Genomic DNA, 25,630 nt, shown 5'->3' on the forward strand with positions numbered 1-25,630 from the left:
CCGTCCTACTGCCTGCCTACTGCGCGAGGAGTTTCTCCAGGGCCGGGCGCAGCCGCTCGTCGTGCAGGGCCTCGACCCGCACCCCGTCGCAGCCGACCCAGGCGGCCGCCTCGCGCAGGGCGGCGGCCAGGGCCTCGACCTGCCGGGCGGCGCCCCGGTCGTCGGTCAGCGAGACCTGCCGGGCGACCAGCGTGCGGCCCTCCCGGGCCGGGTCGACCCGGCCGATCAGCCGGCCGCCGGCCAGCAGCGGCATCGCGAAGTAGCCGTGCACCCGCTTGTGCTTGGGGGTGTAGGCCTCCAGCCGGTGCGTCATGCCGAAGATCCGCTCGGTGCGGGCGCGGTCCCAGACCAGCGAGTCGAACGGCGAGAGCAGCGTGGTGCGGTGGCGCCCGCGCGGGGCGGTGGCCAGGGCGGCCGGGTCGGCCCAGGCGGCGGCCCGGGTGCCGTCCGGGCCCCAGCCCGCCACCTCGACCGGGACCAGCCCGCTGTCCGCGAGCACCCGGTCCAAGTCCTCGGCGCGCAGCCGGTGGTAGTCCTGGAGGTCGGCCCGGGTGGCCACGCCGAGCGCCGACCCGGCCTGGGCCACCAGGGTGCGCAGGCACTCCTCGTCGGACCGGTCCGCGCCGAACAGGGCGTCGGGGACGGCCTGTTCGGCCAGTGCGTAGACCCGCTTCCAGCTCCGGCGGTCGGTGCAGACCACGTCGCCGAAGGCCAGCGCGCGTTCCACCGCGATCTTGGTGTCGGACCAGTCCCACCACTCGGCGGTGCGCTTGGCCCCGCCCAGCTCGGTGGCGGTCAACGGCCCCTCGGCGCGCAGCTTGTCGAGCACCGCCCGGTACGTCTCCGGCGAGACCTGGTGGCTCCAGAGGTTGCCGCGGTCGCGGTAGCGGCGGCGCCGGAAGGCGAACAGCGGCCACTCCTCGACCGGCAGGACGCAGGCCGCGTGCGACCAGTACTCGAAGGTGGTGCCCGCGCCCCAGTAGGCCGCCTCGACCGCCGGGCGACCGACCGCGCCCAGCCGGGCGTAGGGCACCAGTTCGTGCGACCGGGCCAGCACCGAGATGGTGTCCAGCTGGACGGCGCCCAGGTGCCGCAGCACCCCGCGCACCCCGGCCCGGCGGTCGGGCGCGCCCAGCAGCCCCTGGGCGCGCAGGGCGATCCGGCGGGCGTCGTCGGCGCCCAGGACGGTGACGGGGGCGGGCCCGGCAGCGGCAGCGGTCATGCCGGCGAGCGTAGCCGGGGGCACTGACACCGGGCCCGGGGCCGGGGGCGCCCCTACGCGCCTGACCGGGTAGTCGGCGCGGGCCGTCAGTCCAGGTCGGCGGGGAGCAGCGAGGCGACCCAGGCGTCGTGGAAGGTGCCGCGCTGCTCGGCGTACGAGCGCAGCGTGCCCTCGTGGCGGTAGCCGACCCGCTCGGCGACCGCGCGCGAGCCCTCGTTGCCGACGTAGGCGAGCCACTGGAGGCGCCGCAGGCCGAGGTCGGTGAGTGCCCAGCGGGCGACCGCGCGGGCCGCCTCGACGGTGTAGCCGCGGCCGCGCTGCTCCTTCGCCGTCCACCAGCCCACCGAGGCGGCGGCCGGGTCGCCCGCCTTGCGGGTGACCGCCTGGGTGCCGACCAGGCGGCCCGTCCCGCGTTCGACCACGCACCAGATGAACTCGGAGTCCTTGGCCACGCCCTCGGGTGCCAGGGTGCGGACGAAGAACTCCGCGTCCTCGCGGCGGTAGGGGACCGGGACGACCGTCCAGCGCTGGATCTCGGCGTCCTGGCAGGCCTCGAAGACCGCGTCGATGTCCGACTCCTGCGGGGCCCGCAGGACGAGGCGGTCGGTGGTGAGGGTGACGAGTTCGCTCCGGGGTTCTTCCATGGGCGGATTATTTCCCCACAGGGGGAATGGGGGCATCCGGATTCCGGGCCAACTCCCCGACCCGTCGACCCATTTGTCCCGGTGGACGGTGCTATCGGTCCATGTGCTCGCGCGGGTGACACGGGAATACCGTGCTGACGCACCTCCCGGGGTATTGGACTCCTCGCATACGATGGCCCGTGCGGTGGGGTGGACCCCCCGTGCAGTCGTCCAGTGCCAATACAGGCAAGGAGCCCGCTCAAGTGTCCGTCTTCGACAAGATCCTGCGCGCCGGCGAAGGCAAGATCCTTCGCAAGCTGCAGCGGATTGCTGCCCAGGTCAACTCCATCGAAGAGGACTTCGTCAACCTCACCGACGCCGAGCTGCGCGCGCTGACCGACGAGTACAAGCAGCGGCTCGTCGACGGCGAGACGCTGGACGACATCCTCCCCGAGGCGTTCGCCACCGTCCGCGAGGCTGCCAAGCGCGTGCTCGGCCAGCGCCACTACGACGTCCAGATCATGGGCGGCGCGGCCCTGCACCTCGGCTACGTCGCCGAGATGCGCACCGGTGAGGGCAAGACCCTCGTCGGCACCCTGCCCACGTACCTGAACGCGCTGACCGGCAAGGGCGTTCACCTGATCACGGTCAACGACTACCTCGCCGAGCGCGACTCGGAGTGGATGGGCCGGGTGCACCGCTTCCTCGGCCTCGAGGTCGGCGTGATCCTGGCGAACATGACGCCCGCCGAGCGCAAGCGCCAGTACGCGATGGACATCACGTACGGCACGAACAACGAGTTCGGCTTCGACTACCTGCGCGACAACATGGCCTGGTCGAAGGACGAACTCGTCCAGCGCGGCCACAACTTCGCGGTCGTCGACGAGGTCGACTCGATCCTCATCGACGAGGCCCGCACCCCGCTGATCATCTCCGGCCCGGCGGACCAGGCGACCAAGTGGTACGCCGACTTCGCCAAGCTGGTGCTGCGCCTGAAGATCGACCGCGACTACGAGGTCGACGAGAAGAAGCGCACCGTCGGCGTCCTCGAGGAGGGCGTCACCCGGGTCGAGGACTACCTGGGCATCGACAACCTCTACGAGTCGGTGAACACCCCTCTGGTCGGCTTCCTGAACAACGCCATCAAGGCGAAGGAGCTGTACAAGAAGGACAAGGACTACGTCGTCATGAACGGCGAAGTCATGATCGTCGACGAGCACACCGGCCGCATCCTGGCCGGCCGCCGCTACAACGAGGGCATGCACCAGGCGATCGAGGCCAAGGAGGGGGTGGAGGTCCAGAACGAGAACCAGACGCTGGCCACCATCACCCTGCAGAACTTCTTCCGCCTGTACGACAAGCTTTCCGGCATGACCGGTACCGGCACCACCGAGGCCGCCGAGTTCCACCAGATCTACAAGCTCGGCGTGGTGCCGATCCCGACCAACAAGACGCCGCTGCGCATCGACCAGCCCGACCTGATCTACAAGTCGGAGCCGGCCAAGTTCGCCGCCGTGGTCGAGGACATCGCCGAGAAGCACGAGAAGGGCCAGCCGGTCCTGGTCGGCACCGTGTCGGTCGAGAAGTCCGAGTACCTGTCGCAGGAGCTGCGCAAGCGCGGCATCCCGCACGAGGTGCTGAACGCCAAGCACCACGAGCGCGAGGCGCAGATCGTCGCCCAGGCGGGCCGCAAGGGCGCCGTCACCGTCGCCACCAACATGGCCGGCCGCGGTACCGACATCATGCTCGGCGGCAACCCGGACCACCTGGCGTCGGCCGAGCTGGCCCAGCGCGGGCTCTCCGCGGGCGACAACCCGGAGGAGTACGAGGCCGAGTTCCCGGCCGCGCTGGAGAAGGCCAAGGCCTCGGTCAAGGCCGAGCAGGACGAGGTCAAGGAGGCCGGCGGCCTCTACGTCCTCGGCACCGAGCGGCACGAGTCCCGCCGGATCGACAACCAGCTGCGCGGCCGTTCCGGCCGTCAGGGCGACCCGGGCGAGTCCCGCTTCTACCTGTCGCTGGGCGACGACCTGATGCGCCTGTTCAAGGCCGGCATGGTCGAGCGCGTGCTCTCGATGGCCAACGTGCCCGAGGACGTGCCGATCGAGTCCAAGATGGTCACCCGCGCGATCGCCTCCGCGCAGACCCAGGTCGAGCAGCAGAACTTCGAGATCCGCAAGAACGTCCTGAAGTACGACGAGGTGCTCAACCGCCAGCGCGAGGTCATCTACGGCGAGCGCCGCCGCGTGCTGGAGGGCGAGGACCTCCAGGAGCAGGTCGGCCACTTCATGGACGACACCGTCGAGGCCTACGTCAAGGCGGCCACCGGCGAGGGCTTCGAGGACGACTGGGACCTCGACAAGCTCTGGACCGCGTTCAAGCAGCTCTACCCGATCACCCTGGACCTCGCGGACCTGGAGGAGGAGGTCGGCGGCCCGGCCGGCCTGACCCCCGACTTCCTGATCAAGGTCGTCCAGGAGGACGTCCAGGCGCAGTACGGCGCCCGCGAGGACCAGCTCGGCGAGGAGATCCTGCGCGAGCTGGAGCGCCGCGTCGTGCTGTCGGTGCTGGACCGCCGCTGGCGCGAGCACCTCTACGAGATGGACTACCTCCAGGAGGGCATCGGCCTGCGGGCCATGGCGCAGCGCGACCCGCTGGTCGAGTACCAGCGCGAGGGCTTCGACATGTTCACCGCGATGATGGAGGGCATCAAGGAGGAGTCCGTCGCCTACCTGTTCAACCTGGAGGTCCAGGTCGAGCAGCAGGTCGAGGAGGTGCCGGTGGAGGACGCCGAGGTGCTGCTCGACAAGCTGGAGAAGGACGCCGCCCGCCCGGAGATCAAGGCCAAGGGCCTGGAGGCCCCGAAGCCGCAGCGGCTGCACTACACGGCCCCCTCGGACGAGGTCGGCGGCGGTGTCATCGAGGGCGACTTCGAGGACGCCGTGCCGGACGACGAGGGTGACGGGCTGACCCGCGCCGAGCGCCGCAAGGCCGCCAAGTCCGCCAAGGGCCGCCGCCGCAAGGGCTGAGCGAGCCGCAGGACGCCGCACAGGGCGCCGCTCCCGTACCGGGGCGGCGCCCTGCGCCGTCCCCGCCGCAGTCGTCACCGGGCCTCCACGGCGGTGCACTGCCACTGACCGGCCGGGCCGCGCTGTTCCAGCCGGAAGGCCACCATGTGGTGCCGTCGGCCGAGGTCGACCCGGACGCAGGCCTCGACGGCGTCGGGCGAGGGCGATCGGTCGTGCACCGGACCGAGCCGGGGCCGGTCGGCGGGGCCGCCGCGGCGCAGCGCACCGGCCCGGACCAGCGAGGCGAGCTGCCCGTAGCCGTCCAGGCTGGTGTGCCGCATCAGCTGCCCGGAGGGCCGGGCGCCGGTGAGCACCTCGACCAGCTGGTGGGCGAACCGGGCGGCGAGCGCCCCGGCGTCGTGCCGGGCGGGGCCGGACCCGGGCGCGGGCCCGGGACGGCCGGCGGGCCCGGGGGCGGAGCAGGCGGCGCGCGGGTGGCGCGGGCGCCGCCCGGCCGGGTCGCAGCCGCCGGTGGCGCGGACCCGGCGGTGCGGGCGGGCGGTCAGGTGGGCGGTCGGCTGGTCGGTCGGCCGGGCGGTCGGGTGGATGGTCGGCTGGGCGGTCGGCTGGGTGCTGAGGCTGGCGGTCACGGTGGCTCCCGGCAAGGGTGGTACGGGTACGGACGGGTCCAGGCTGGCGGCGGTGATCACCGGGCGGCAACGCCTTTGCGCACGACCCGGGGGCCGGTGCGAAGTTCACCTATCCGGGTGAGGCGGCCAGTGCGGCGACGGGCCCGGCGGGCGCCCCGGCGCCACCCCGTTGACGTGCGGGGACGGGCCGTACGGCTCGAAAGGGGACGCCCCGGTACGGCGGACCGGGTGGCCCCGGGCCCGGCTCCCGTTGCGCCGCCCGGCCGCCCGCGCGCACCATCGGAGCCTGACCCGAACCCGATGACGACGGGCGGCCGGGATGACGACAGTCGGGACGACCACACGGGCGGTGGCGGGGCCGAGCACGACCGCCGGAGCCGGGGGCGCACCCCGGCGCGGCCTGGTGCTGGGCGGCGGCGGGATGCTCGGCGCGGCCTGGACGGTCGGCGCGCTGTGCGCCGTCGAGGAGGCCGCCGGGCACGGGCCGGGCGAGGCGGACGTGCTGCTCGGCACCTCGGCGGGCGCGATCCTGGCCGCGATGCTGGCCGGGGGCGTGCGCCCCGAGCAGCTGCGCGCCCACCAGCGCGGCCTGCCGATCACCGAGGGCCCGCTGGCCGGGGTGGCCTTCGACTACGACACCGCGGTGGGCGGGGCCCTGCCGCCCCGGCCGCGGGCCGGGATCGGCTCGCCGGACCTGCTGCGGGACGCCGTCCGGCACCCGCGCGAGTACCCGTTGCTGACCATGGTCTCGGCGATGGCGCCGCACGGCCGGGGCTCGCTGGCCCCGGTCGGCGAGCTGGTGCGCGGGCTGCTCGGCCCGGGCGGCTGGCCGGCTCCGGGGAACGGGAGCGGAGGCGGGGGCGAGGCGCCGGACGAGGCGCCGGGCGCCGTCCCGCCGAGCGCGGCCGCCGCCCCGCTGCGGGTGGCCGCGGTCGACTACCGCAGCGGCCACCGGGTGGTCTTCGGCGACCCGGACGCCCCCGACGTCCCGGTGGCCGACGCCGTGATGGCCTCCTGCGCGATCCCCGGCTGGTTCGCGCCGGTGCGCCTGGACGGTTCGGCCTACGTGGACGGCGGCTGCTGGTCGGCCACCAACGCCGACCTGCTGCTCGGCCGCGGCCTGGACGAGGTGTACGTGCTCGCCCCGATGGCCCTGCGGCTGGGCCCGCGGGCCGAGCGCAGCGGCCGCGGCACGGCGGCCGCGCTGCGCGAGTGGCGGGCCCGGGACCGCCCGCGCGGCGTGCTGGCCCAGCTGGTCAGCCGCTACCGGCGCGCGGTGACCCGGCAGCTGCTGCGCGAGGCCGCGCTGCTGCGGGCCGAGGGGGTCCGGGTGCGGCTGCTCGCGCCGACCCTGGCCGACCTGGCGGTGATGGGCCCGAACCTGATGGACCCGGCCCGCCGCGGTGAGGTGCTGGAGAGCGGCCTGCGCAGCGTCCGGGAGGCGCTGCGGGCGGCGCGGTAGTTTCCGGGCTCAGGTGATCACACCCGGTGCGGCTGAGCTTATTCTTGGGGCGCTGGAGTAGCTTCGCGGAAACCGGAGAGTGCCACCGATGCGCGTGTACGTGCCCACCACCCTGACCGGCCTGGCGGCGGCGCGCGAGGGCGGTGCCCTGGACCAGTCCGCGGCGTACGCCGTGACGCCCGCGCTGCGCGAGTGGTACGTCAGCGACGACCTGGAGGAGCTGGAGTACGCGGCCCTGAACCGGGCCGCGCAGTCCTCGCTGCGGCTGCTGGCGGCCGACCCGGACTCCCCGCGCCGGCGCGTCGTGGTGGCGCTGGACGTGGCCGACTCGGCGGTGCGGCCCTTCCCCGGTGACGAGTACCAGGACCAGGCCTCGCTCGGCCGGGTGGTGCTGGCCGGCCCGGTGAAGCTGGCGAAGGCCGCCGCGGTGCACGCGGACGTGGCCGACGACGAGGTGGTCGAGGACGTCGCCGCTGCGGTGGCGGCGGTGGCCGCGGCCGACGCGGGCGACCAGGACGCCCAGTTCACCGTGGACGGCGCCGAGGACCACGACCTGCTCTGGTACGCGACCCAGGAGATCCCGTCCCTGCTGGCCTAGGGCGTGCCGGACACGCCTCCGGACCGTCGCGGGGGTGATCCCGCTCCTACCGGCGTGTCGGCCGTTCGGGTTACCGTTTGATCCCGTGCGCACTCACATCGTTTGGGACTGGAACGGGACGCTCTTCCACGACATGGACGCCGTCCTCGGCGCCAGCAACGCCGCGTTCGCGACCATCGGCATCGGGCCGATGAGCATGCGGGAGTACCGGGAGCAGTACGAGATCCCGATCCCCCGCTTCTACCAGCGACTGCTCGGCCGGATGCCCTCCGCGGAGGAGTGGCTGAAGCTGGACGACGCCTTCCACGACCGCTACGTCGAGCTCAGCCCGGCCTGCGGCCTGACTCCGGGCGTGCCGGAGCTGCTGGCGGGCTGGCAGGCGGCCGGGCACAGCCAGTCCCTGCTGTCGATGTACGAGCACGAGAAGCTCGTCCCGCTGGTCGACGGCTTCGGCCTGACCGGCAGTTTCCTGCGGGTGGACGGCCGCAGCGGGCCGTCCGGCGGCCAGAAGGCGGAGCAGCTGACGAGGCACCTGGCCGAGCTCGGCGAGCGGGTCGACCCCGCCCGTACGGTGCTGATCGGCGATGCTGCGGACGATGCCCGGGCGGCGCTGCACGCGGGGGCCCGCGCGGTGCTGTACACCGGGGGCTCGCACACCCGGGAGAAGCTGGAGCCGGTCGGCGTCCCGGTGGTGGACAGCCTGGCCGAGGCGGTCGAGCTGGCGGGCCGGCTGACGGGCTGAGCACTGCCGTCGGCACGGCGGACGTGGCGGGCGCCACGTCCGCCGTTGGCGTGTCCGGACGGGCGGAACCGTCCCGCCCTGGTCAGGCTGGAGTCGAACCCCCAGCCGCCAGGACGGAGCCGCCATGCCCATCGACGCAGTCACCGAGGTGCCGACCCCGGTCAACGAGCCGGTGCGGTCGTACGCGCCCGGCAGCCCGGAGCGGGACCGGCTGGTCCGGCGGCTGGACGAGCTGGCGGCCGAGCAGGTCCCGCTGCCGATGACCATCGGCGGCGAGCAGCGCTTCGGCGGCGGTGAGCGGATCGACGTCGTCCAGCCGCACCACCACGCCGCCAAGCTGGGCGTGCTCGGCAACGCCACCCGGGAGGACGCCCGGGCGGCGGTGGACGCGGCGCTGGCGGCCGGGCGGCAGTGGCGCTCGCTGTCCTTCGACGACCGGGCGGCGGTGTTCCTGCGGGCGGCCGACCTGCTGGCCGGGCCGTGGCGGGAGACGCTCAACGCGGCGACCATGCTCGGCCAGTCCAAGACCGCGCAGCAGGCCGAGATCGACTCGGCCTGCGAGCTGATCGACTTCTGGCGGTTCAACGTCGGGTTCGCCCGGCAGGTCCTGGCGGAGCAGCCGATCTCCTCCCCGGGGGTGTGGAACCGGGTCGACCACCGCCCGCTGGAAGGTTTCGTCTACGCGGTCACCCCGTTCAACTTCACCGCGATCGCCGGGAACCTGCCCACCGCCCCCGCGCTGATGGGCAACACCGTGGTCTGGAAGCCCGCGCCGACCCAGACCCTGGCCGCGTACCACCTGATGCGACTGCTGGAGGCGGCCGGCCTGCCGCCCGGGGTGATCAACCTGGTCACCGGCGACGGCCTGCAGGTCTCCCCGGTGGCGCTCGCCGACCCGGCCCTCGCCGGGCTGCACTTCACCGGCTCGACCGCCACCTTCCAGTCGCTCTGGCAGACCATCGGCGCGAACATCGGCGGCTACCGCACGTACCCGAGGATCGTCGGCGAGACCGGCGGCAAGGACTTCCTGCTGGCCCACCGCTCGGCCGACCCGGAGATCCTCAGGACCGCGCTGATCCGCGGCGCCTTCGAGTACCAGGGCCAGAAGTGCTCGGCGCTCTCCCGCGCCTACCTGCCGCGCAGCCTCTGGCTGAAGATCAAGGACGACTTCCTGGCCGAGGTGGACGCCCTGACGGTGGGCGACGTCACCGACCTGTCGAACTTCATGGGCGCGCTGATCGACGAGCGCGCCTTCGAGAAGAACCGCACCGCGATCGAGCGGGCGAAGGCCGACCCGACCGTCGAGCTGGTGGCCGGCGGCCAGTACGACGACGCGATCGGCTGGTTCGTCCGGCCGACCGTGCTGGTCTCCTCGGACCACCGGGGCGAGATCTTCCGCACCGAGTACTTCGGCCCGATCCTGGCGGTCCACGTCTACGAGGACTCCCGCTGGGACGACGTGCTCGGCCGGATCGACTCGGGCGCCCCGTACGGCCTCACCGGCGCGGTGATCGCCCAGGACCGCTACGCCATCGCCCAGGCGGTGGAGGAACTGCGCTTCACCGCGGGGAACTTCTACATCAACGACAAGCCCACCGGCGCCGTGGTCGGCCAGCAGCCCTTCGGCGGCTCCCGGGCCTCCGGGACCAACGACAAGGCGGGCGCCGCCCAGAACCTGCTGCGCTGGACCTCGGCCCGGGCGATCAAGGAGACCTTCGTCCCGCCGACCCAGCACGGTTACCCGCATATGGGCTGAAAGCGAACACGACGCTCCGGTTTGGACATGGTGTCCAGGACGGACCCGACATCCTGCGGGATTGCGCCTCCCTGTCCCTGTGCACCTTCGATTGATCCGGTTAGGCTGGCTGACGTCGTCGGGTGGCTTGCAGGACGAACGAATCGTCCTACCCGCTGGGAGGGCGTTTCATGCGTGCCATGAGCCCCTTTCAGTCGGACGGTGCGGCAGGATTGCGAGCGACCAGTCGGTGTACACCCACACACCACCGAGTCACGCAACGGCGCGCGACAGGAGCCAAGAAGTCATGCAGACCAAGCTGGACGCAGCCAAGGCCGAACTGCTCAAGAAGGCAGCCGCAGCCGCTGAGAACAGCCAGGTGGGGGGAGCGGCGCCTGGGGAGGGTCTGAGCAACGGTGCTCTGACCGCGTACCTGCACCACTACTACCTGCACACCGCGCCCGAGGACCTGGTCGACCTCGACCCGGTCGACGTGTACGGCGCGGCCGCCTCCCACTACCGCCTGGGCCTCAAGCGACCCCAGGGCACCGCCGAGGTGCGGGTCCACACCCCCTCGGTCGAGGAGAACGGCTGGTCCTGCGGCCACACCGTGGTCGAGGTCGTCACCGACGACATGCCCTTCCTGGTCGACTCCGTCACCAACGAGCTCTCCCGCCAGGACCGCGCGATCCACCTCGTCGTCCACCCCCAGCTGGTCGTCCGCCGTGACATCACCGGCAAGCTGCTGGAGATCCTGGACGTCGACGCCTGCGCCCGCAGCCAGGCCGCCGGCGCCGAGTGGCCCGCCGACGCGAGCGTCGAGTCGTGGATGCACATCGAGATCGACCGCGAGACCGACCGCGACGACCTGCGCACCATCGAGACCAACCTGCGCCGCGTGCTCGGCGACGTCCGCGAGGTCGTCGAGGACTGGGGCAAGATGCGCGACAGCGCGCTGCGCCTGGCCGACGAGCTGGCCGAGGAGCCCCCGGCCGAGCTGCCCGAGCAGGAGGTCGGCGAGGCCTGGGAGCTGATGCGCTGGCTCGCCGACGACCACTTCACCTTCCTCGGCTACCGCGAGTACGACCTGGTCGAGCACGAGGGCGAGGAGGTCCTCAAGGCCGTCGCCGGGACCGGCCTCGGCATCCTGCGCTCCGACCCGCACAGCCACGACGACCGCCACCACTCGGTCTCCGAGGCCTTCGGCCGGCTGTCCGCCCCGGTCCGCGCCAAGGCCCACGAAAAGAAGCTGCTCGTCCTGACCAAGGCCAACAGCCGCTCCACCGTGCACCGCCCGGCCTACCTCGACTACGTCGGCGTCAAGAAGTTCAACGCCGCCGGCGAGCCGACCGGCGAGCGCCGCTTCCTCGGCCTGTTCTCCTCCGCCGCCTACACCGAGTCGGTCACCCGCATCCCGGTCGTGCGCCGCAAGGTCCAGGAGGTGCTGGACGGCTCCGGCTTCTCCAGCGAGAGCCACGACGGCCGCGACCTGCTGCAGATTATGGAGACCTTCCCGCGCGACGAGATCTTCCAGACCTCGGCCGCCGAGCTGCTCTCCATCGCCACCAGCGTGCTCTACCTGCAGGAGCGCCGTAAGCTGCGCCTCTTCCTGCGCCAGGACGAGTACGGGCGCTACTTCTCCGCCTTCATCTACCTGCCGCGCGACCGTTACACCACGCGCATCCGGCTGCTGCTCACCGACATCCTCAAGGAGGAGCTGAACGGCGCCACCATCGACTACACGGTGTACGCCACCGAGTCGGTGCTGACCCGCCTGCACTTCGTGGTCCGGGTCGCCCCGGGCACCGAGCTGCCCCGGCTCACCGACTCCGACATCGAGCGGATCGAGAACCGGCTGGCCGAGGCCGCCCGGTTCTGGATGGACGGCTTCCACGACCAGCTGCACACCGAACTGGGCGAGGAGAAGGCCGCCGAGCTCGGCCACAAGTACGCCAACGCCTTCCCCGACGGCTACCGCGCCGACTTCCCGCCGCGCACCGCCGTCTCGGACATCAAGCAGATCGAGTCGCTGCACGGCGCGGGCGACTTCCGCCTGAACCTGTACCAGCCGGTCGGCGCGGGCGACGACGAGCGCCGCTTCAAGATCTACCGGGTCGGCGGCCCGATCTCGCTCACCGAGGTCCTGCCGGTGCTCCAGCGCCTGGGCGTCGAGGTCCTGGACGAGCACCCGTACGCGCTGCGCCGCTCCGACGGCACCACCGCGTGGGTGTACGACTTCGGCCTCAAGCTGCGCGAGGCCACCGAGCTCACCGACGAGGCCCGCGAGCGCTTCCAGGAGACCTTCGCCGCGACCTGGACCGGCAAGGCCGAGAACGACGGCTTCAACGAGCTGGTCCTCACCGCCGGGCTGAACTGGCGCCAGGCGATGGTGCTGCGCGCCTACGCCAAGTACCTGCGCCAGGCGGGCTCCACGTTCTCCCAGGACTACATGGAGGACGCGCTCCGCAACAACACCCACACCACCCGCCTGCTGGTCAACCTCTTCGAGGCCCGGCTGAGCCCCAGCCACCGCTCCGGTGCCCTGGAGCTGACCGAGGGCATCCTGGAGGAGCTGGCCGGCGCGCTCGACGAGGTCGTCTCGCTGGACGAGGACCGCATCCTGCGCTCCTTCCTGAACCTCATCAAGGCCACCCTGCGGACCAACTTCTTCCAGCACGACGGCTCCGGCGAGTGGCACTCCTACGTGTCGATGAAGTTCGACCCGAAGGCCATCCCGGACCTGCCGGCCCCGCGCCCGGCGTTCGAGATCTGGGTCTACTCGCCGCAGGTCGAGGGCGTGCACCTGCGCTTCGGCAAGGTCGCCCGCGGCGGTCTGCGCTGGTCCGACCGGCGCGAGGACTTCCGCACCGAGATCCTCGGCCTGGTCAAGGCCCAGATGGTCAAGAACACCGTCATCGTCCCGGTCGGCGCCAAGGGCGGCTTCGTCGCCAAGCAGCTGCCGGACCCGTCGGTGGACCGCGACGCCTGGCTGGCCGAGGGCGTCTCCTCGTACAAGACCTTCATCTCGGCGCTGCTCGACATCACCGACAACCTGGTGGCCGGCGAGGTCGTCCACCCGGCCGACGTGGTCCGCCACGACGAGGACGACACCTACCTGGTGGTCGCCGCCGACAAGGGCACCGCGACCTTCTCCGACATCGCCAACGGCGTCGCGGAGTCGTACGGCTTCTGGCTGGGCGACGCCTTCGCCTCCGGCGGCTCGGCCGGCTACGACCACAAGGGCATGGGCATCACCGCCCGCGGGGCCTGGGAGTCGGTCAAGCGCAACTTCCGCGAGCTGGGCCACGACACCCAGACCGAGGACTTCACGGTCGTCGGCATCGGCGACATGTCCGGCGACGTCTTCGGCAACGGCATGCTGCTCAGCGAGCACATCCGGCTGGTCGCGGCCTTCGACCACCGCCACATCTTCCTGGACCCGAACCCGGACGCGGCCGTCTCGTACGCCGAGCGCCGTCGGCTGTTCGAGCTGCCGCGCAGCTCCTGGGACGACTACGACAAGTCGCTGATCTCGACCGGTGGCGGGGTCTTCCCGCGCAGCGCCAAGTCGATCCAGGTCAGCGCGCAGGTCCGGGCGGCCCTGGGCATCCAGGAGACCCGCCTGACCCCGGCCGAGCTGATGAAGGCCGTCCTCCAGGCGCCGGTCGACCTGTTCTGGAACGGCGGCATCGGCACCTACATCAAGGCCTCCACCGAGACCAACGCCGAGGTCGGCGACAAGGCCAACGACCCCATCCGGGTCAACGGCGAGCAGGTCCGGGCCCGGGTCATCGGCGAGGGCGGCAACCTCGGCTGCACCCAGCTCGGCCGCATCGAGTACGCGGCCACCGGCGGCCCGGAGGGCGCCGGCGGCTGGATCAACACCGACGCCATCGACAACTCGGCCGGCGTGGACACCTCGGACCACGAGGTCAACATCAAGATCCTGCTCAACCAGGTCGTCGCCGAGGGCGACATGACGGTCAAGCAGCGCAACACCCTGCTCGCCGAGATGACCGACGAGGTCGGCCACCTCGTGCTGCGCAACAACTACGCGCAGAACGTGGTGCTGGCCAACGCCGTCGCCCAGGCGCACAGCATGGTCAACGTCCACGCCCGGATGATCAACCGGTTCGAGGCGGCCGGCCGGCTCGACCGCGGGCTGGAGTTCCTGCCCGCCGAGCGCCAGATCCGTGAGCGCCAGCAGAACGGCCGCGGGCTGTCGCAGCCGGAGATGTCCGTCCTGCTCGCCTACACCAAGATCATCCTGGCCGACGAGCTGCTGGCCACCGACCTGCCCGACGACCCGTACTTCCGCACCGCGCTGCACGACTACTTCCCGAGCGCGCTGCGGGCGAAGTTCGCCGACGCGATCGACAACCACGCGCTGCGCCGCGAGATCATCACCACGCTGATCGTCAACGACACGATCAACCGCGGTGGCTGCACCTTCGCCTTCCGCCTGAAGGAGGAGACCGGCGCGACCTACGAGGAGATCGCCCGGACGCACACCGCCGCGCGGGCCGTCTTCGGCCTGGAGGAGATCTGGGCCGAGATCGAGGGCCTGGACAACAAGGTCCCGGCCCGGATCCAGACCAAGATGCGGCTGCACTCGCGGCGCCTGGTCGAGCGCGCCACCCGGTGGATGCTCAACAACCGCCGCCAGCCGCTCGACATCGCCGGCACCATCGAGTTCTTCCACGACCGGATCCACCAGGTCTGGGGCTCCCTGCCCAAGCCGCTCCGCGGCGAGGACCTGACCTGGTTCGAGGGCATCCAGGGCGAGCTCGCCGCGGCCGGCGTGCCGGACGCGCTGGCCACCCGGATCGCCGGACTGTCCTCGGTCTTCCCGACCCTGGACATCACCGAGGTCGCGGACCGCTCCGGCAAGGACGTCGCCGAGGTCGCCGAGCTGTACTACGACCTGGGCGACCGCCTGCAGATCTCGCACCTGCTCGACCGCATCATCGACCTGCCCCGCACCGACCGCTGGTCGTCGATGGCCCGGGCCGCGATCCGCGAGGACCTCTTCGCGGCGCACGCGGCGCTGACCGCCGACATCCTGGCCTGCGGCCCCGACGGCGCCAGCCCCGAGGAGCGCTACACCGCCTGGGCGGACCTCAACTCCACCCTGCTGAACCGGGCCAAGGCCACCCTCGACGACATAAGGGGTTCGGACAACTACGAGCTGTCCAGCCTCTCGGTCGCGATGCGGGTCATCCGCACCCTGCTGCGCACCGGTTCGATGCGCTGACGGACGGCTGTACGGAAGGGCCCGCGTCCTCGGACGCGGGCCCTTCCGCATTCCCACCCCTTCCCCTTATCGCCCCGCGCGGGCCTAGCGGGAGGCGGCGCGTTGGAGGGCGCTGGCGAGGAGGGCGAGGTCGGTGGGGCCGTTGCCGAGTTCGCGGACCGGGCGGCGGGCGGGTGGGGCGCCGAGTTGGAGCGGGTCTATCGCGACCACGGTGGGGCGCAGGGTGGCGGTGCGGGGGATGCGGCCGCTGATCCGGGCGGTCTGGAAGGCGGTGACGCCGCCGTCCGGGCGGCGCAGGTAGCCGCGGCCGGGGGTGTCCTCGGGGAGGGCGGCCGCGTCGCCGAGGTGGATCAGCAGGTCGGAGTCGGCCGGGTCCTCGGTGCGCAGCGCGATCCGCAGCAGGGCGGCCTCGTCGACCTCGGTGCCGGCGCTCTCCTCCGGGCGGCCGGTGGCGACGGCGAGGTGGATGCCGAGCGGGCCGCCGCGCCGGGCGACGGCGGCGAGTGCGCGGGCCAGCGGGCGGCCGACCGGGGAGACGGGGGAGAGCAGCGCGTCGTAGTCGTCGACGACGACGATCAGCCGGGCCGGGACGGGAGCGGCGGGCGCGGCGGAGGCCCGGGGGCCGTCGGCGCTGCGCGGCGGGATGATCCGGGGCACGGCGGAGGCCGGGCCGGCGCCGACGGTGGCGGGCACCGGTACGGCGTTCGCGCCGTGGCCGTCCAGGCTGTGTCCGTCCAGGCTGTGCTCGTCCAAGATCCGGGTGGCGTGCCAGGAGGCGAAGTCCAGGCCGTCGAACAGCCTCTCCCGCAGGGCGAGTTCGTCCTCCAGCGCCTCGGCGGCGAGGAGTGCGGCGCGCGGGTCGGCGGCGGCGTTCACCCGGCCGGTGACGTGCGGCAGTTCGGTGCAGCCGTCCAGGCCGTCCTGGTCGTCGCCGGTGGCCCGGCCCTCGATGATGGTGACGGCGAGGCGCTCGGGCCGCTCGGAGACGGCGAGCGAGGCGACCAGGGTGCGCAGCAGCTCGGTCTTGCCGGAGCCGCGGGCGCCGCCGATCAGCAGGTGCGGGCCGCCCGGGTCGGGGGAGGGGAGGGCGAGTTCGGGGTCGGCCAGGTCGAGGGTGCACAGCTCGTCCCGGGTGGTGCCGAGCAGCGCGGTGGCGGCGCCGATGCCGCCGGCGTGGGCGGCCCAGCGGGCGGAGAGCTTGGCCGGGGTGACGGTGTCGAGCTGGAGCAGGTCGAGCAGCCGCAGCGCGTCCGGCAGCGGGCCGCGGGAGGCGGGGGCGGCCTCGCGCAGCGGGGCGAGGACGCGGGCCAGCCGCTCGGCCCAGGTGTCGGAGACGGCGTCCAGCGAGACCTCGTGCAGGGTCTCCCGGCCGCGGGCGACCGGGCGGTCCAGGGAGAGCTGGGTGCCGACCTCGCCGGTGATCAGGGCGGTGGCGCCGAGGCCCCGGGGGAGCAGCTCGGGCTGTTCGGCGAGGCAGACCGGGAAGATCCCGACCGCCGGGCCCTGGCGCAGCAGCAGGTCGAGCGCGTGCCGGGCGGCCTCGGTGGCCGGGCGGCCGTCCACCACGACCACGGTGGCGGGGTGGCCGCCGAGGCCGGTCGGGCCGCTGAGCCGGGCGGTGAGTTCGGTGAGCCGGGCGGTGGCCTGGTCGTCGTCGAGGCCGATCAGCAGTCGGCAGTCCTGGCCGTCGGCGGGGCGCAGGTGGGGGAGCCACAGCGCCCAGGCCCAGGTGTCGACGCGGTCCTCGGGGCTGCGGGCCGGGTCGGCGTCGACCACGACCAGGCTGAGCCCGGTCGGCGGGTGCAGCGCGGCGAGCTGGGCGACGACGGCGCGGGTGAGCGCGTCGAGGCGTTCGCGCGGGCCGCTGAGGCCGAGGCTGCCGGCGGTCTGCAGGTCGAGGGTGACCGGGACGGCGGGCAGCAGGGTGCCGGGGGTGGTGCCGGGGCCGCCGGGGCGGTCGGCGGTGCCCAGCCGCAGGGTGAGCGCGTCGGGGTGACCGGGGCCGCGCTCCCAGAGCCGGGGGCCGGGGCCGACGGCGTTGAGCAGCACGGTGGCGAGGTCGGGCCAGCGCTCGCGCTGGGCGGCGGCCTGGCGCAGCCGGACCGCGGCGTGGTGGCGTTCGGCGCTCTCCTGGCCGGGCGGTTCGGCGGCGCGGCCGGGCAGCAGCGAGAACAGGCCGCGGCCGCGGCCCGGGGCGGGCTCGGGGGCGGCGGGCGGTTCGTGGACGGGCGGCGCGGGCCTGGCCGGGCCGGGGGCGGCGAGCTGGAGGTGGCCGTTGCCGTCGGGCAGGGCGGAGCGGCTGGTCCGGCCGAGCGGTTCGAGGAGCTGGAGGGTGGATTCGCCGATCCGCAGCAGGGCGCCGTGTTCGAGCGGGACGGCGGCCTCGGGCGGCAGGGGCGGGACGATCCGGCCGTCCAGGGTGGTGCCGTTGGTGGAGCCGAGGTCGCGGACGGTGGTCCGGCCGTCCTCGCCGAGGTGGAGGGAGAGGTGGAGCCGGGAGACGTCCGGGTCGTCGAGCGGGACGTCGGCCTCACCCGAGCGGCCGATCCGGATCTCCCGGCCGTGCAGCCGGTGCACGCCGCCGGCGTCCGGGCCGCCGACCACGCGCAGTTCGGCCGCGGCGGGGGTGTCGTCGGGGTCGTCGGCGGTCGGGTCGGGCTCGTTGAGGCTGAGGACGGCGCCGTCGAGCAGCGGGGGGTGGCCGAGCAGGGTGTGCTCGTCCACCCGGTGCGCCCCGGCGTACAGGTGCACATGGGTGGCGGCCCGCGGTCCGCGCACGCCGACGGCGCCCGCGAGCGCGCCCGCGATGGCGCCGAGCGCGGTGCCGACGGGTGCGGTGACCAGCACGTCCACGTAGGGGATGGCGGAGCCGGCGGCGGTCGGGCCGCTGCGCGGTCGGAGGACGGTCAGCCGGATCTGCATCTCGCCCGCGGGTCCCTTCTGCTGGTGTGATGCCTGGTACCGCTGCCCGGGTGTCGTACCGCTGCCCGGGGTGTCGTCGCGGACGCGCGGGGGCGCGTCGCGGCGACCCTTTGGGCCACACGAGTGGCGAGTGTCCATCCTGCCATCCGGCGTGGACAGTCCGCGCGCGGTACCGGATTTGACGATCTTGCGATCATCGCCATGGTGGAGGCGACGGAGGGTCAGGTCAACCGTCGCCAGGCCCGCCCCGCGCAGGGGCCCGGCCACCGCCTCCGGGCAGTCCCCTAGGGGATGTCCCCCAACCCTGCTCCGACGGCCCGCCGGTCACCTCAAAAACCCGTACGGACCCCGTTAGAGTGGCCGCAGACACGGGCCCGGCAGGCTCACCGCGAACCGGCGGGGGAGCGCCCCGCGGGCGGCACGGCGAGGAGTGCGACAGGTGCGGCCAGTCGGCAGCAAGTATCTGCTTGATGAAACCCTGGGGCGGGGTGCCACCGGGACGGTCTGGCGCGGTCTGGTGCGCCAGGACGTCCAGGCGCCGGGCAGCGAGCCCGGGCAGCAGGTGGCGATCAAGGTGCTGCGCGAGGAACTGGCGGCCGACCCGGACGTCGTGATGCGCTTCCTGCGCGAGCGCTCGCTGCTGCTGCGGCTGAGCCACCCGAACATCGTCCGGGTCCGCGACCTGGTCGTCGAGGGCGAGCTGCTGGCGCTGGTGATGGACCTGGTGGAGGGCCCCGACCTGGCCCGCTACCTGCGCGCCAACGGCCCGTTCAGCCCGATCGCCGGCTCCCTGCTGATGGCCCAGGTCGCGGACGCGCTGGCGGCCAGCCACGCGGACGGGATCGTCCACCGCGACCTCAAGCCGGCCAACGTGCTGCTCGCCTCCACCCTGGTGCAGGGCACCGAGCAGATGCACCCGCTGCTCACCGACTTCGGCATCGCCCGGCTGGCCGACTCCCCGGGCGTCACCCGCACCCACGAGTTCGTCGGCACCCCCGCGTACGTCGCGCCGGAGTCCGCCGAGGGCCGCCCGCAGACCTCCGCGGTGGACGTCTACGGCGCCGGGATCATGCTGTACGAGCTGGTCACCGGCCGCCAGCCGTTCCAGGGCGACAGCGCCCTGGCCGTGCTCCAGGCCCACCTGGCGCAGGAGCCGCAGCGGCCCAGCACCATGCCCGAGCCGCTCTGGACGGTGATCGAGCGCTGCCTGCGCAAGGACCCGGCGCAGCGGCCGAGCGCCACCGCGCTGGCCCGCGCGCTGCGGGTGGTCGCGGCCGGGGTCGGGGTGCACGCCTCCCCGGCGGCGGTGGACGAGGCGCTGGCGGTCGGCGCCCTGCTGCTGCCGGACCCGCAGCCGACCGCCGTGCCCGGCACCGTGCCGGTCGTCCCCGGCGGGCCCGGCCTCCCCGGGGCCGAGGACCGCACCCAGGTGCTGCCCCCGCCCCCGGGCGGCCCGCAGTACGACCCGGCCGCGGCGACCCGGGTGATGGGCACCCAGCCGCCGCCCGCGCCCCCGTACGGCACCCAGGACCGCACCCAGGTGATGCCGCCCACCGCCGTGCCGCCGCCCCCGCCGGTCGGGCCGCCCGGGCCGCAGGAGGAGGCGCCGCACCCGTGGCAGACCCAGCTGCGGGCGGCGCGCGACCGCAACCAGCAGACCCAGGTCGGCTACTTCGGGCCGGAGGACTTCGAGGACCCGCAGGTCGCCCCGCAGCCCTACCAGGCGAATCAGGGGGGCCAGGGCGCCCCCGGCTACCAGCCGCAGCCGCCGGCCGGCTACCGCCCGGACCAGCGCCGGCAGGCGCCGCCGCCCGGCTACGCCCAGCGCCCGCCGGTCGCCCCGCCGCCCTACCAGGTCAACCAGGGCGGCCAGGGGGGCCAGGGCGCCCAGGGCGGCGGCCGTCCGCAGCCGCCCGGCGGCTACCGGCAGGCCCCGTCCGGCCACGGCCAGCCGCAGGGCGGCTACCCGCCGCCGCCCCCGCCCACCCCGGTGCCGCGCCGGGCCGAGCCGCCCGCGCCGCAGTACCGGGAGCCCCGGCCGCCCCGGGAGGAGCCGCGCGAGCAGCCCCGCCGGGAGAGCGCCCCGCCGCGCGAGCGGCGCCCGCGCAGCCGCAACCGGATGTACATCCCGGGGCTGGGCTGCCTCAAGGGCTGTCTGATGGTGCTGCTGGTGCTGGCGGTGGCCGCGCTGGCGCTGTGGAACTTCACGCCGCTGCCGCACTACTGGGACAACGTCGTGGGCTGGTTCGACACCGCCCGGGACTGGGTGAACAACATCATCGGCAGCTCCGGCAACTGACGCGGGCCCGGGGTGCGGGCCCGGACGGCTCGGGGTGACGGGATCGGGCGGCGGGCCGCTCCGGCGGCTGACCGGGTGTCCGGACCCCGCCCGGAAGCCAGGATTGACGCTTTGTCGACAATCCGCGAGATTTCTCGCCCCGGAGTGCCGCTCCACGGCCCCCAGGCGGCCCGCACCGGGGGTCCGGGCGCGTAGGTTGGTCGCTGTTGTCCCGCCCCACCGAGCGCACCCGGACCCCCGGAGCGCTCCCGCGCCGCCCACGGAGCAGCATTGGCACGCAAGATCGGCAGCCGGTACACCGTCCACCAGGTGATCGGCCGGGGTTCGGCCGGGACGGTCTGGCTCGGTGAGGGGCCCGACGGCCCGGTGGCGGTCAAGCTGCTGCGCGAGGACCTCGCCGCCGACCAGGTGCTGGTCGGCCGCTTCGTCCAGGAGCGCACCGCGCTGACCAGCCTCGACCACCCCCGGGTGGTCGGCGTGCGCGACATGGTCGTGGACGGCAGCGACCTCGCCCTGGTGATGGAGCTCGTCCAGGGCACCGACCTGCGCTCCCGGCTGGAGCGGGACGGCGCCCTCCCGCCGCAGGCCGCCGCCTCGATCATCGCCGACGTCGCCGACGGCCTGGCGGCCGCGCACGCGGCCGGGATCGTCCACCGCGACGTCAAGCCGGAGAACGTCCTGCTCGACCTCGCCGCCGCCCCCGGCCCGGGCGGCGCCCCGCGCGCCAAGCTCACCGACTTCGGGGTGGCCCGCCTGGTCGACGCCCCGCGCCGCACCCGGGCCACCCGGATCATCGGCACCCCCGACTACCTCGCCCCCGAGATCATCGAGGGCCTGGAGCCGCGCGCCGCCGTCGACATCTACGCCCTCGCCACCGTGCTGTACGAACTGCTGGCCGGCTCCACCCCGTTCGGCGGCGGCCACACCGGCGCGGTGCTGCGCCGGCACGTCACCGAGCAGGTGCCGCCGATCCCCGGCCTGCCGGACGGGCTGTGGCGGATCATCTCCGAGTGCCTGGCCAAGGCCCCGGCCTCCCGGCTGCGCGCCGCCGAGCTGGCCGCCCGGCTGCGCGAGCAGCTGCCCTCGCTGGCCGGCCTGCCGGTGCTGGCCGTGCCCTCGCAGGGCCGCGCCCCGGCCGAGGAGCAGCTGACCCCGGGCGAGGCCGTCTACGCCGAGGTGGACGCCGGCCCGGGCACCCACAAGCGCCGCCGCGGCCCGGCCGTCCCGCTGGTGCCGGGCGTCGCCCCGGACTCCACCCGGGACACCCACACCAGCCTGCGCCGCCCCTCGGCCGACGAGCTGGCCGCGTACGCCGCCGAGTCCCGCGCCCAGCGCACCGCCCCGGGCCACCGCCGGGACCGCGCGGCCCTGCTGCGCCGCCGCCGGCTGCTGGCCGTCCTGCTGGCCACCGTCCTGCTGCTGGCGGGCGCCGCCGCGGCCTGGACGGCCTTCGCGGCCACCGAACCGGGCGCCGGCCACCCGGCCCGCCCGGCCGTGCACAGCACCGCTCCGCGGGCTCCGTAGCCCGGGGGGAACGGCAGCGGAACCGGGGGTGTCGTCATGACCACCCCCGGAACCATTACGCTGGGGGCGTGGCAGCCGTCGATCCTTCCGAAGAGCTCAAGAACCTCGATACGACCATGGGGTCGATCGAGGCCGTCCTCGACCTGGACAAGATCCGGGCCGACATCGCGGTCCTGGAGGAGGAGGCAGCCGCCCCCACCCTGTGGGACGACGTCGCGAACGCACAGAAGGTGACCAGCCGGCTCTCCTTCCTCCAGGGCGAACTGCGCCGCGTCGAGGGGCTCCGCAGCCGCATCGACGACCTGGGCGTGCTGTTCGAGCTCGCCGAGGCCGAGGACGACGCGGACACCCGCACCGAGGCCGAGGCCGAGCTCAAGGCGCTCCAGAAGGCCGTCGAGGAGCTGGAGGTCCGCACCCTCCTCTCCGGCGAGTACGACGCCCGCGAGGCGCTGATCAACATCCGCGCCGAGGCCGGTGGCGTGGACGCCGCCGACTTCGCCGAGCAGCTGATGCGCATGTACCTGCGCTGGGCCGAGCGGCACGGGTACCCGACCGAGGTGTACGACACCTCGTACGCCGAAGAGGCCGGCATCAAGTCCGCGACCTTCACCGTGAAGGCGCCCTACGCGTACGGCACCCTCTCGGTCGAGCAGGGCACCCACCGCCTGGTCCGCATCTCGCCCTTCGACAACCAGGGCCGCCGGCAGACCTCCTTCGCCGGCGTCGAGGTGCTCCCGGTCGTCGAGCAGTCCGACCACGTCGACATCGACGAGTCCGAGCTGCGCATCGACGTCTACCGCGCCTCCGGCCCCGGCGGCCAGGGCGTCAACACCACCGACTCGGCGGTGCGCATCACGCACATCCCGACCGGCGTGGTGGTCTCCTGCCAGAACGAGCGCTCGCAGATCCAGAACAAGGCCTCCGCGATGAACGTCCTCCAGGCCAAGCTGCTGGAGCGGCGCCGCCAGGAGGAGCGCGCGGCGATGGACGCGCTCAAGGACAGCGGCAGCTCCTGGGGCAACCAGATGCGCTCCTACGTGCTGCACCCGTACCAGATGGTCAAGGACGTCCGCACCGCGTACGAGGCGGGCAACCCGCAGGCGGTCCTGGACGGCGACATCGACGGCTTCATCGAGGCGGGCATCCGCTGGCGCAAGCAGCGCGAGACCAGCGCCGAGTAACAGCGCCGAGCAACAGCGAGGCGCACAGCAGGCACACGCGAAGGGCCCCGACCGCAGCGGTCGGGGCCCTTCGGCGTACCTCGAATTCTCAGGCCAGCGCCTGCCGTGCGATCAGCGCCACCGCGAGCAGCCCGGCCAGCAGGGCCAGCAGCAACGCGGGGGAGAGCGCGGCGAACGGCCCCTGCTGCTCCTGCAGCCGGGCCCGGTTGGCGCGGCACACCGGGCAACGCCCGTCGCTGACGCGGCCGTTGCAGTTGGCGCACACCAGATGGTCGCAGGTCATGCGATCTCCTCCTCGCTGCTACAGCCAACGCACCGGACGGGGCTTTGGTTCCCTCTTCTTACCTGTACGGGGGAGTCTGCCCTGTACGGGGGAGCGGCCGGACACGGCCGTCACCTCCACTCTGCCAGGTTCTGGCCGTTCCGGCTCCCGGGCTGTGAGATGGCTCGCAATTATCGGGGCACAACCGGACATTCTCCCCCAGATTCCGAAGTCCGTCCTGGGCTGTCCCTGCGGGCCGACCGCCGGTTCGCGTATGGTCCCAGACCGGGAGCGGCCCTCCGCGCTCCCATCGCCCGCCCCCGGACCCGGCCTCCGGGGCGGACCGACCGAGGACTGGCGCCGCCTAGGATGGCCTCCGTGATGCAGCCGTGATCAGATTCGACAACGTCTCCAAGACCTATCCCAAGCAGAACCGTCCCGCCCTGGACAACGTCTCGCTGGAGATCGAGAAGGGTGAGTTCGTCTTCCTGGTCGGCTCGTCCGGCTCGGGCAAGTCCACCTTCCTGCGCCTGTGCCTGCGCGAGGAGCGTCCCTCCACGGGCGCGGTGCACGTGCTGGGCAAGGACCTCGGCAAGCTGTCCAACTGGAAGGTGCCGCACATGCGCCGCCAGCTGGGCACCGTCTTCCAGGACTTCCGCCTGCTGCCGAACAAGACGGTCGCGCAGAACGTCGCCTTCGCGCTGGAGGTGATCGGCAAGCCCAAGAGCGCCATCAACAAGGTGGTGCCCGAGGTGCTGGAGCTGGTCGGCCTCGGCGGCAAGGAGGACCGCATGCCGGGCGAGCTGTCCGGTGGTGAGCAGCAGCGCGTCGCGATCGCCCGCGCCTTCGTGAACCGCCCGATGCTGCTCATCGCGGACGAGCCCACCGGAAACCTGGACCCGCAGAACTCGGTCGGCATCATGAAGCTGCTCGACCGGATCAACCGCACCGGCACCACGGTGCTGATGGCCACCCACGACCAGGCCATCGTCGACCAGATGCGCAAGCGCGTCATCGAGCTCGACAAGGGGCTGCTCGTCCGCGACCAGGCCCGCGGCGTCTACGGATACCAGCACTGACCGACCGGCGCTGACCCGTAGGGCCGCAGGCCCGGCCCGTCCGACCACGCAGTACCGACCCTGGAGTTGTTTCCCGCATGCGTGCCCAGTTCGTCCTGTCGGAGATCGGTGTGGGTCTCCGACGCAACCTGACCATGACCATCGCGGTCGTGGTCAGCGTCGCGCTCTCCCTCGCCCTCGCCGGTTCCTCGCTCCTGGTCCGCGACCAGGTGAACTCCATGAAGGGGTACTGGTACGACAAGGTCGAGGTGAGCATCTACTTCTGTACCAAGGCGGATGCCCGCAACTCGCCCCAGTGCGACAAGGGCGCGGCCACCGACCAGCAGGTCCAGGACATCAAGGACCAGCTGGACAAGATGAGTTCGGTCGTCCAGTCGTCCACGTACGAGAGCTCCGCGGAGGCGTACAAGCACTGGAAGGACATGAACCCGGACAACCCGCTCATCTCCGTCCTGGGCCCGGACGCCATGCCGCAGTCCTGGCGGGTGAAGCTCAACGACCCGACCAAGTACGACGTCATCCAGAGCGCCTTCGCGGGCAAGCCCGGCGTCAAATCGGTCGAGGACCAGCGGAAGATCCTGGAGAACCTGTTCGGTCTGCTCAACGGCCTGCAGACGGCGGCGTTCGTGATCATGGTGTTGATGCTGTTCGTCGCGTTGCTGCTGATCGTCAACACCGTCCGGGTGTCGGCGTACAGCAGGCGGCGCGAGACCGGCATCATGCGCCTGGTCGGCGCCTCGAACTTCTACGTCCAGATGCCGTTCATCGCCGAGGCCGCGTTCTCCGCGCTGCTCGGTGCGGCGCTGGCCTCCGGCCTGCTGGTCGGCGGGCACTTCTTCGTCCAGGGCTGGCTGGCGGACCGGGTGCAGTTCATCCACTTCATCGGCCTCGGCTCGGTGCTGGCGGTGATCCCGCTGCTGGTCGTGGTCGGTATGGGCATGGCCGGCATCGCGGCGTTCTTCACGCTGCGCAAGTACCTCAAGGTCTGATCCCCGGAAGTCGCTTCGGCCCCGTACGGCACTGCGCCGTACGGGGCCGTCGCCGTTCCGCGCTCCGCCGTTCCGGCCCGCCG

At 73.2% G+C, this 25,630-nt stretch carries 16 protein-coding genes; 11 read left to right on the forward strand and 5 right to left on the reverse strand.

The genetic code is table 11. From position 1 onward, the window contains the following. Positions 1–16: 16 nt before the first annotated feature. Complete coding sequence (locus ACFVXG_RS23495; protein WP_387930361.1) at positions 17–1,222, reverse strand: winged helix-turn-helix domain-containing protein; 1,206 nt, start codon at positions 1,220–1,222, stop codon at positions 17–19. A gap of 86 nt (positions 1,223–1,308) precedes the next feature. After that, entirely contained in the window at positions 1,309–1,866 is a 558-nt protein-coding gene (locus ACFVXG_RS23500) for a GNAT family N-acetyltransferase (RefSeq protein ID WP_387930362.1), read from the reverse strand. A 242-nt stretch (positions 1,867–2,108) separates the two neighbouring features. Here ACFVXG_RS23500 and secA point away from each other — a divergent pair, with 242 nt between their 5' ends. Then, on the forward strand, positions 2,109–4,871 hold the full coding sequence (gene secA, locus ACFVXG_RS23505) for a preprotein translocase subunit SecA (protein WP_387930363.1): 2,763 nt from the start codon (positions 2,109–2,111) through the stop codon (positions 4,869–4,871). Positions 4,872–4,945: 74 nt separating this feature from the next. Here secA and ACFVXG_RS23510 read toward each other — a convergent pair whose 3' ends face one another. Beyond that, on the reverse strand, positions 4,946–5,500 hold the full coding sequence (locus ACFVXG_RS23510; protein ID WP_387930364.1) for an Rv3235 family protein: 555 nt from the start codon (positions 5,498–5,500) through the stop codon (positions 4,946–4,948). A gap of 349 nt (positions 5,501–5,849) precedes the next feature. Between ACFVXG_RS23510 and ACFVXG_RS23515 the strand changes: the two genes are divergently transcribed. From ACFVXG_RS23515 to ACFVXG_RS23535, 5 genes are all read left to right on the forward strand, one after another. Beyond that, complete coding sequence (locus ACFVXG_RS23515; protein WP_387930365.1) at positions 5,850–6,962, forward strand: patatin-like phospholipase family protein; 1,113 nt, start codon at positions 5,850–5,852, stop codon at positions 6,960–6,962. A gap of 88 nt (positions 6,963–7,050) precedes the next feature. Beyond that, entirely contained in the window at positions 7,051–7,560 is a 510-nt protein-coding gene (locus tag ACFVXG_RS23520) for a DUF6912 family protein (RefSeq protein WP_387930366.1), read from the forward strand. An 85-nt stretch (positions 7,561–7,645) separates the two neighbouring features. Next, a complete protein-coding gene (locus ACFVXG_RS23525; protein WP_387930367.1) occupies positions 7,646–8,302 on the forward strand; it encodes an HAD family hydrolase in 657 nt (218 codons plus the stop codon). 130 nt (positions 8,303–8,432) lie between these two features. Beyond that, a complete protein-coding gene (gene pruA, locus ACFVXG_RS23530; RefSeq protein WP_387930498.1) occupies positions 8,433–10,058 on the forward strand; it encodes an L-glutamate gamma-semialdehyde dehydrogenase in 1,626 nt (541 codons plus the stop codon). 286 nt (positions 10,059–10,344) lie between these two features. Beyond that, positions 10,345–15,291 carry an NAD-glutamate dehydrogenase gene (locus ACFVXG_RS23535; RefSeq protein ID WP_387930368.1) on the forward strand — a complete coding sequence of 1,649 codons (4,947 nt, stop codon included), beginning with the start codon at positions 10,345–10,347 and terminating at the stop codon, positions 15,289–15,291. Positions 15,292–15,375: 84 nt separating this feature from the next. Here the strand turns inward: ACFVXG_RS23535 and ACFVXG_RS23540 are convergent, their stop codons facing one another. Further along, positions 15,376–18,213, reverse strand: coding sequence for an FHA domain-containing protein (locus ACFVXG_RS23540; protein ID WP_387930369.1), 2,838 nt, complete (start codon positions 18,211–18,213; stop codon positions 15,376–15,378). A gap of 439 nt (positions 18,214–18,652) precedes the next feature. Here ACFVXG_RS23540 and ACFVXG_RS23545 point away from each other — a divergent pair, with 439 nt between their 5' ends. The 3 genes from ACFVXG_RS23545 to prfB all read left to right on the forward strand — a co-directional run bounded on the left by ACFVXG_RS23545 (position 18,653) and on the right by prfB (position 23,217). Next, positions 18,653–20,512 (forward strand): protein kinase, encoded by a 1,860-nt coding sequence (locus ACFVXG_RS23545; protein ID WP_387930370.1) that lies wholly within the window; start codon positions 18,653–18,655, stop codon positions 20,510–20,512. Positions 20,513–20,782: 270 nt separating this feature from the next. Next, on the forward strand, positions 20,783–22,036 hold the full coding sequence (locus ACFVXG_RS23550; protein WP_387930371.1) for a serine/threonine-protein kinase: 1,254 nt from the start codon (positions 20,783–20,785) through the stop codon (positions 22,034–22,036). Between the two features lie 68 nt (positions 22,037–22,104). Continuing rightward, positions 22,105–23,217, forward strand: coding sequence for a peptide chain release factor 2 (gene prfB, locus ACFVXG_RS23555; RefSeq protein WP_387930372.1), 1,113 nt, complete (start codon positions 22,105–22,107; stop codon positions 23,215–23,217). Between the two features lie 88 nt (positions 23,218–23,305). Here prfB and ACFVXG_RS23560 read toward each other — a convergent pair whose 3' ends face one another. After that, positions 23,306–23,500 (reverse strand): hypothetical protein, encoded by a 195-nt coding sequence (locus ACFVXG_RS23560; RefSeq protein WP_097237691.1) that lies wholly within the window; start codon positions 23,498–23,500, stop codon positions 23,306–23,308. A 368-nt stretch (positions 23,501–23,868) separates the two neighbouring features. Between ACFVXG_RS23560 and ftsE the strand changes: the two genes are divergently transcribed. Both ftsE and ftsX read left to right on the forward strand, forming a co-directional pair. Beyond that, the gene (ftsE, locus tag ACFVXG_RS23565; RefSeq protein ID WP_030059730.1) at positions 23,869–24,558 is read left to right on the forward strand and encodes a cell division ATP-binding protein FtsE; all 690 of its coding nucleotides are present in this window, start codon (positions 23,869–23,871) and stop codon (positions 24,556–24,558) included. 77 nt (positions 24,559–24,635) lie between these two features. Beyond that, positions 24,636–25,547 carry a permease-like cell division protein FtsX gene (gene ftsX / locus ACFVXG_RS23570; protein WP_350504738.1) on the forward strand — a complete coding sequence of 304 codons (912 nt, stop codon included), beginning with the start codon at positions 24,636–24,638 and terminating at the stop codon, positions 25,545–25,547. Positions 25,548–25,630: the final 83 nt, after the last annotated feature.

It is taken from the genome of Kitasatospora sp. NPDC058162 (assembly GCF_042884005.1).
GTDB lineage: Bacteria > Actinomycetota > Actinomycetes > Streptomycetales > Streptomycetaceae > Kitasatospora.

Excerpts from the sequence above, each read along its gene's own strand:
- ACFVXG_RS23495 (WP_387930361.1), bottom strand. The coding sequence starts at position 1,222 with ATGACCGCTGCCGCTGCCGGGCCCGCCCCCGTCACCGTCCTGGGCGCC.
- ACFVXG_RS23500 (WP_387930362.1), bottom strand. The coding sequence starts at position 1,866 with ATGGAAGAACCCCGGAGCGAACTCGTCACCCTCACCACCGACCGCCTC.
- ACFVXG_RS23520 (WP_387930366.1), top strand. The coding sequence starts at position 7,051 with ATGCGCGTGTACGTGCCCACCACCCTGACCGGCCTGGCGGCGGCGCGC.
- ACFVXG_RS23535 (WP_387930368.1), top strand. The coding sequence starts at position 10,345 with ATGCAGACCAAGCTGGACGCAGCCAAGGCCGAACTGCTCAAGAAGGCA.
- ACFVXG_RS23540 (WP_387930369.1), bottom strand. The coding sequence starts at position 18,213 with ATGCAGATCCGGCTGACCGTCCTCCGACCGCGCAGCGGCCCGACCGCC.
- ACFVXG_RS23560 (WP_097237691.1), bottom strand. The coding sequence starts at position 23,500 with ATGACCTGCGACCATCTGGTGTGCGCCAACTGCAACGGCCGCGTCAGC.
- ftsX (WP_350504738.1), top strand. The coding sequence starts at position 24,636 with ATGCGTGCCCAGTTCGTCCTGTCGGAGATCGGTGTGGGTCTCCGACGC.